Consider the following 6319-nt stretch of genomic DNA (forward strand, 5'->3'; position numbering starts at 1 on the left):
TCAAACATGGGCGGCCGCTTTCCCGGCTCGGCACCCCCGAATGTCTCGGGCACGCAAAAGTGGACGACATGCTCCAGACATAAACGCTCGCCAGTCATTAATTGGCCATGGCTTTTTATTGATTAAATCAATTGAGATCCCTGAAATTTCCAGGATATATTTTTGACGTGACTTCTCGAGGCAATGGATTGGAATAGTTGCTTCATTGATTCTGTTTTTATCTTCATTCAGCCACTGAAGGAAAGATTGATGAGAATAAGGCCTTTAGTTGCCAGCGTATGCCTTTCCTTCTCAGGCCTTGGATCTGCATGGGCAGATACCCAGTACACCTATGCGGGCGTCAACTACAACGATGCCCATGCGCCTTACACCACCGCCATGGGCATCAGCGGCTCGATGGTCCTGCCTGCGTCCCTGCCGGCCAGCCAGACGGACATCGTCATCGGCCCGGGAACGTCCTACCCGATCAGCAGTTGGTCGTTCAGCGACGGCGTGAATACCTATACGCAGGCCAATGCACAGATCCTGGCTGGTATTTCGATCGGTGATCCGCCGCGCTTCAAGGTTTCTACCGATGGCAGCGGCAATATCACTGCCTGGAACCTGGCGATGGTTTCACCTGCTGCGCCCCATGTCCCAGGCCAGCCGGTGGACGTTTTCAATATCGCCTCAGGCTCGGGGGACATCGCTGGTGACCATTCGGACACCACATGCGTCTTGTTGAATGGCAATGTGTGCAGGCAGGTGCTTGCTGGTGGTACAGGATTCACTTTTTCGCCTGCCCAAGGCAGTTGGAGCATGCAACCCTACATTCCCCCGCAGCCCGGCCCGGTGGCGGTGCCGCTGCTGGGGTGGCCTGCGCTGCTGGCGCTGATGGGCGGCGTGGCCGGTCTTGCAGCGTGGCAACGGCGCAGGGATGGTGTGGGAAGCTAGGCACGCAGGACCTTCCTGCGCGGCTGTGCTCCGCACGAATCTCAGTGCAGCGCCACCATCAACTGCCCGTTCTCATTGCGCACCGCATGCACGCGCACGGAGTGCTCGGGCGCTTCCAGGCATTCGCCGGTGGACAGGTCGAAGTGGTGCTTGTAGATAGGCGAGGCGACGACGACGCGCTCGCCCAGGCTGCCGACCAGGCCGCGCGCGAGCACGCTGGCGCCGCAGCGCGGGTCCACGTTGTCTATGGCGTAGAAGCGGTCGTCGCCGATGCGAAAGACCGCCACATGGCGGCCCTGGACGAGGGCGCAGACGCCCGTGTCGGGGACGATGTCCTGGGTGGCGCAAACGGGCAGCCAGTGTTCTTGGGAGGCATGTGCCATGGCGGGTCCTTGTCGCGGGTCTCTAGGGGGTGTCAGGCCGTGGCCTCGCTGCGCTCCTCGGCGCGCGCCGGGCGGATCTGGCCGCGCTCCTGCACGAAGACGATGTGCTCGTCGGGCTGGTCGCTGTTGATGAAGCTGCGAAAGCGCTGGCGCACTTCGGGCGTGGTGACGGCGGTCTTCCACTCGCACTGGTAGGTGTCCACCACATGCTGCATCTGGGCCTCGAGTTCGGCGCCCAGGCCCAGGCTGTCGTTGACCACCACGTCCTTGAGGTAGTCCAGGCCGCCTTCCAGGTTTTCGCGCCAGGTGCTGGTGCGCTGCAGGCGGTCGGCCGTGCGCACGTAGAACATCAGGAAGCGGTCGATGAGCTGCAGCAGCCTGTCCTTGGACAGGTCGGAGGCGATCAGCTCGGCATGGCGCGGCTTCATGCCGCCGTTGCCGCAGACGTAGAGGTTCCAGCCCTTGTCGGTGGCGATCACGCCCACGTCCTTGCCCTGGGCCTCGGCGCATTCGCGCGTGCAGCCCGAGACGCCGAACTTGATCTTGTGCGGCGCGCGCAGGCCCTTGTAGCGGTTTTCCAGCTGCACGGCCAGGCCCACGCTGTCGTCCACGCCGTAGCGGCACCAGGTGGAGCCCACGCAGCTTTTGACAGTGCGCAGCGACTTGCCGTAGGCATGGCCGGACTCGAAGCCGGCCGCGATCAGCTCCTCCCAGATCAGTGGCAACTGCTCCACGCGCGCGCCGAACAGGTCCACGCGGGCGCCGCCCGTGAGCTTGGTGTACAGGCCGTATTTCTTGGCCACCTGGCCGACGGCGATCAGGCCGTCCGGCGTGACTTCGCCGCCGGGCATGCGCGGCACCACGGAGTAGCTGCCGTCCTTCTGGATGTTGCCCAGGTAGTAGTCGTTGCTGTCCTGCAGGCTGGCCAGCTGGGGCTGCAGCACGAACTCGTTCCAGCACGAGGCCAGGATGCTGGCGGCCAGCGGCTTGCAGACATCGCAGCCCAGGCCCTTGCCGTGTCGGTGCAGCAGCTCGTCGAAGGTCTTGATGCCGCCCACACGCACCAAGTGGTACAGCTCCTGGCGCGAGTGCGGGAAATGCTCGCAGACATGGTTGTTGACGGCCATGCCGCGCCGGGCCATCTCGGCCTTCATGACCTGGGTGGCCAGCGGCACGCAGCCGCCGCAGGTGGCGCCGGCCTGGGTGCAGGACTTGAGCTCGGCCATGGTGCAGGCGCCTTCGCCCACAGCCGCGCAGATCTGCGCCTTGGTGACGTTGTTGCACGAGCAGATCTGCGCCGTGTCGGGCAGGGCGTCCACGCCCAGGCCGGGCCTGGCCTTGCCGTCGCTGGAGGGCAGGATGAGGAACTCCGGCTCCTCGGGCAGCGCGATGCTGTTGAGCGTCATCTGCAGCAGCGTGCCGTACTCATCGGCATTGCCCACCAGCACGGCGCCCAGCAGCTGGCGGCCGTCCTCGCTGACCACGATCTTCTTGTAGACCTGCTTGCGCTCGTCGATGAACTGGTAGTTGCGGCTGCGCGGCGTCTTGCCCTGTGCGTCGCCGATGCTGGCCACATCCACGCCCATGAGCTTGAGCTTGGTGCTGAGATCGGCCCCACCGAAGGCGGCCTCGGCCTCGCCCGCAATGTGGCGTGCCGCCACGCGCGCCATGTCGTAGCCGGGTGCCACCAGGCCGAAGGTCTGCTCGCGCCAGGAGGCGCATTCGCCAATGGCGTAGACGCTGCGGTCGCTGGTGCGGCAATGGTCGTCCACGGCCACGCCGCCGCGCGGGCCTATGGCCAGGGCGCATTGGCGGGCGATCTCGTCGCGCGGGCGTATGCCGGCGGAGAAGACGATCATGTCCGTCTCCAGGTGCGTGCCGTCGGCAAACACCATGCGGTGGCGTGCCGTGGCGCCGTCGGTGATCTCCAGCGTATTGCGGCCCGTGTGCACCTGCACGCCCAGGTCCTCGATCTTGCTGCGCAGCACGCGGCCGCCGCCGTCGTCCACCTGTACGGCCATCAGGCGCGGGGCGAACTCGACCACATGGGTCTCCAGGCCCAGGTCGCGCAGGGCCTTGGCGCATTCCAGGCCCAGCAGGCCGCCGCCCACCACCACGCCGACGCGTGATTTCGCGGCCGAGGCCTGCATGGCCTCCAGGTCCTCGATGGTGCGGTAGACAAAGCAGTGCGGCCGGTCGCGCCCCGGCACGGGCGGCACGAAGGGCGCCGAGCCCGTGGCCAGCACCAGCCTGTCGTAGGAGATGACTTCGCCATCGGCCGTGGTCACGGTGCGCTCGCGCCGCTCCACGGCTGCCGCCCTGGCCGCCAGGCGCAGCGTGAAGCCGCTGGCCTCGAAGAAGCCGGGCGCCACCAGGCTCAGGTCCTCGGCGCTCTTGCCGGAGAAGAATTCCGACAGGTGAACACGGTCGTAGGCGGCGCGCGGCTCCTCGCACAGCACGGTGACGTTCGCATCTGCCACGCCCAGGGCATGCAGCTGCTCGAGAAATTTGTGGCCCACCATGCCGTGGCCGATCACAACGATGTTCATCTGGCGTCCTGCGTTGCGCATCCAGTGTTTTGCGGGCCGCAGGCCAGGGCCGGCGGGTCAGGGCTGCCAATGCAAGTGCCGTGCCAGCACCGCGGCGCGGTGCCTGCCCGTGGTGCACGCTGTCTGGTGCGCAGACAGCGTGCACCGCAATGCGCCCGCCGCACCGTGCAGGGGCGGGGTGCGCCGTGGTGGTGCGTCAAGTGCGATCAAGTGCGCCAGGTGCGCCAGGAACGCTGGGTACGTCAGGCGCGAGGCAGTCCCTGCGCGCGGCTGCGCCAGGCCTCGGGCGCGCAGCCGAATTGCGCAGCGAACCAGCGCGTGAAGGCGCTGTGGCTGGCATAGCCGAGCATGGCGGCGACCTGGCCCACGCTGTAGTGGGGGTGGTCCAGGTAGCGCAGGGCCAGTTCGTGGCGCACTTCGGTCAGCAGCTCGCTGAAGCTCAGGCCCTCGCGGTCCAGTTCACGCTGCAGCGTGCGCAGGCTGCGCCCCATGCCCTGCGCCACGCCCGCGCAGGTGGCGTTGCCCGAGGGCAGCAGCAGGTAGATGACCCGGCGCGCCTGATGGCCCACGGAGGCGGCACGGTGGGCCGGCATGGCCTCCACCAGCCGCAGCGCATAGCGCGCCAGCGCGGGGTCGGCCAGCGGGTTGGGCTCGTCCAGGTCGGTGGCGCGGCAGGCGATGCCGTTGAACTCGGCGCCGAACGTGATGCGGCAGCGGAACATGCGGCGGTGCTCGGACAGGTCGGCCGGTGGCGCGTGGCTGAAGCTGACGCCCTGCGGCCGCCAGCGCTCGCGCAGCAATGCCTCGCACATGCGCCACAGCACGCCCATGGCCAGTTCCACGGACTGGCGCATGGCGCCGTGCAGGACGAAGTCCTCGCGCAGGATGACGATGCCCCCTGCATCCTCCAGGTGGATCAGCAGCGATTCGTTGACCAGGTGCATGTGCGCGACCAGCGTGTCCAGCGCATGGCGCAGCGTGGGCTGGTGCTGCAGCAGCAGGCTCACGGCGCCGAAGCTCGACAGTTGGCGGTGCCGGGCCATGCGCAGGCCCAGGGACTCGCAGTCCGTGGACTGGGCCGCGTCTTCCAGCAGGCGCGCGACGATGGCCACGTCGATCAGCTGGTCCTGCTCGCGCAGCAGCGCGGGCCGCAGGCCGGCCTGGCGCAGTGCCTTGTCGGGGTCGCCGCCCAGTTCGCGCATGACGTCCGAAAAATGGGTCAAGGCCGCCGCGCGCACCATGGTGACCATGCTTGCCCTCCTGTCAGTCCGTGCCCTGGTGGCACGAAATGCAAAGAGGATGGCATGGCTTGCATAGTCCGCGGAACCGGGTTTTCCTACATTGCAGAGACCGGCCCCACGCCGGGCGGACCGTGCCGCCACGGGCCTTAACAACAATGACAGGAGACAGGCATGCGCATAGAGCCCATGACATGCGCCATCGGCGCCGAATTGCTCGGCGTGCGGCTGGCCGACGCGGTGCGCGACGACGCACTTTTCTCGGAGATCCGGGCGGCGCTGCTGCGCCACAAGGTGCTGTTCCTGCGCGACCAGGGCCTGGCGCGCGCCGAGCACGTGGCCTTTGCACGGCGCTTCGGCGAGCTGGAGGACCATCCGGTGGCCGGCAGCGACCCCGAGCATCCGGGCCTGGTGCGCATCTACAGGACGCCCGAGCAGCCCAACGACCGCTACGAGAATTCCTGGCACTGCGACGCCACCTGGCGCGAGGCGCCGCCCATGGGCTGCGTGCTGCACTGCGTGGAATGCCCGCCCGTGGGCGGCGACACCCTGTGGGCCAACATGGCGCTGGCCTACGAACGCCTGCCGGACGCCGTCAAGGCGCTGATCGCGCCGCTGCGCGCGCGCCACAGCATCGAATGCACGTTCGGCGCGGCCATGCCCATCGAAAGGCGGCTGGCGCTCAAGGCCCAGTACCCCGATGCCGAGCATCCCGTGGTGCGCACCCATCCCGAGACCGGCGAGAAGGTGCTGTTCGTGAACGGCTTCACCACGCATTTCACCAATTTCCATACGCCCGCCAATGTGCGCGTGGGCCAGGACTTCACGCAGGGCGCCTCCGGCCTGCTGCAGTACCTGATCGGCCAGGCTGCCATTCCCGAGTACCAGGTGCGCTGGCGCTGGCGGGCGGGCAGCGTGGCGATCTGGGACAACCGCGCCACCCAGCACTACGCGGCCATGGACTACCCGCCCAGCCACCGGAAGATGGAGCGCGCGGGCATCGTCGGCACGCCGACCTTCTGAACCACGATCACGACACAAGGAGACATGCCATGAACTTTCTCGACGGCCACCTGTTCCCCGAAAACCAGCAGCCCCTGATCATCACGGCCGCGCCCTATGCGCCCTCGTGGCTGCCCTCGGACTTTCCCGGCGAGATCGCCGTGACCATGGACGAGCAGATCCAGAAGGCCGTGGACTGCTACAACGCCGGCGC

General features: G+C 67.2%; 5 protein-coding genes and 1 pseudogene. 3 read left to right on the plus strand and 3 right to left on the minus strand.

Annotated features, from left to right (window positions below):
- Positions 1-183: 183 nt before the first annotated feature.
- A complete protein-coding gene (locus AC5I49_RS10380) occupies positions 184-933 on the plus strand; it encodes a hypothetical protein (protein WP_254788042.1) in 750 nt (249 codons plus the stop codon).
- Between the two features lie 41 nt (positions 934-974).
- On the opposite strand, the gene nirD is transcribed toward AC5I49_RS10380, so the two are convergent.
- From nirD to AC5I49_RS10395, 3 genes are all read right to left on the minus strand, one after another.
- Positions 975-1316, minus strand: coding sequence for a nitrite reductase small subunit NirD (gene nirD / locus AC5I49_RS10385; protein WP_016454319.1), 342 nt, complete (start codon positions 1314-1316; stop codon positions 975-977).
- 32 nt (positions 1317-1348) lie between these two features.
- Positions 1349-3865, minus strand: a complete 2517-nt coding sequence (nirB, locus tag AC5I49_RS10390; protein ID WP_495789290.1) for a nitrite reductase large subunit NirB — start codon at positions 3863-3865, stop codon at positions 1349-1351.
- 242 nt (positions 3866-4107) lie between these two features.
- Entirely contained in the window at positions 4108-5115 is a 1008-nt protein-coding gene (locus AC5I49_RS10395) for an AraC family transcriptional regulator (protein ID WP_495789291.1), read from the minus strand.
- A gap of 162 nt (positions 5116-5277) precedes the next feature.
- On the opposite strand from AC5I49_RS10395, the gene AC5I49_RS10400 reads away from it, so the two are divergent.
- Together AC5I49_RS10400 and AC5I49_RS10405 are read left to right on the plus strand one after the other, a co-directional pair.
- Positions 5278-6126 carry a TauD/TfdA dioxygenase family protein gene (locus AC5I49_RS10400; RefSeq protein WP_016454322.1) on the plus strand — a complete coding sequence of 283 codons (849 nt, stop codon included), beginning with the start codon at positions 5278-5280 and terminating at the stop codon, positions 6124-6126.
- A 29-nt stretch (positions 6127-6155) separates the two neighbouring features.
- A pseudogene (locus tag AC5I49_RS10405) lies at positions 6156-6319 on the plus strand (3-keto-5-aminohexanoate cleavage protein); the annotation flags it as partial.

The sequence above is a fragment of the Delftia sp. genome (assembly GCF_059499305.1).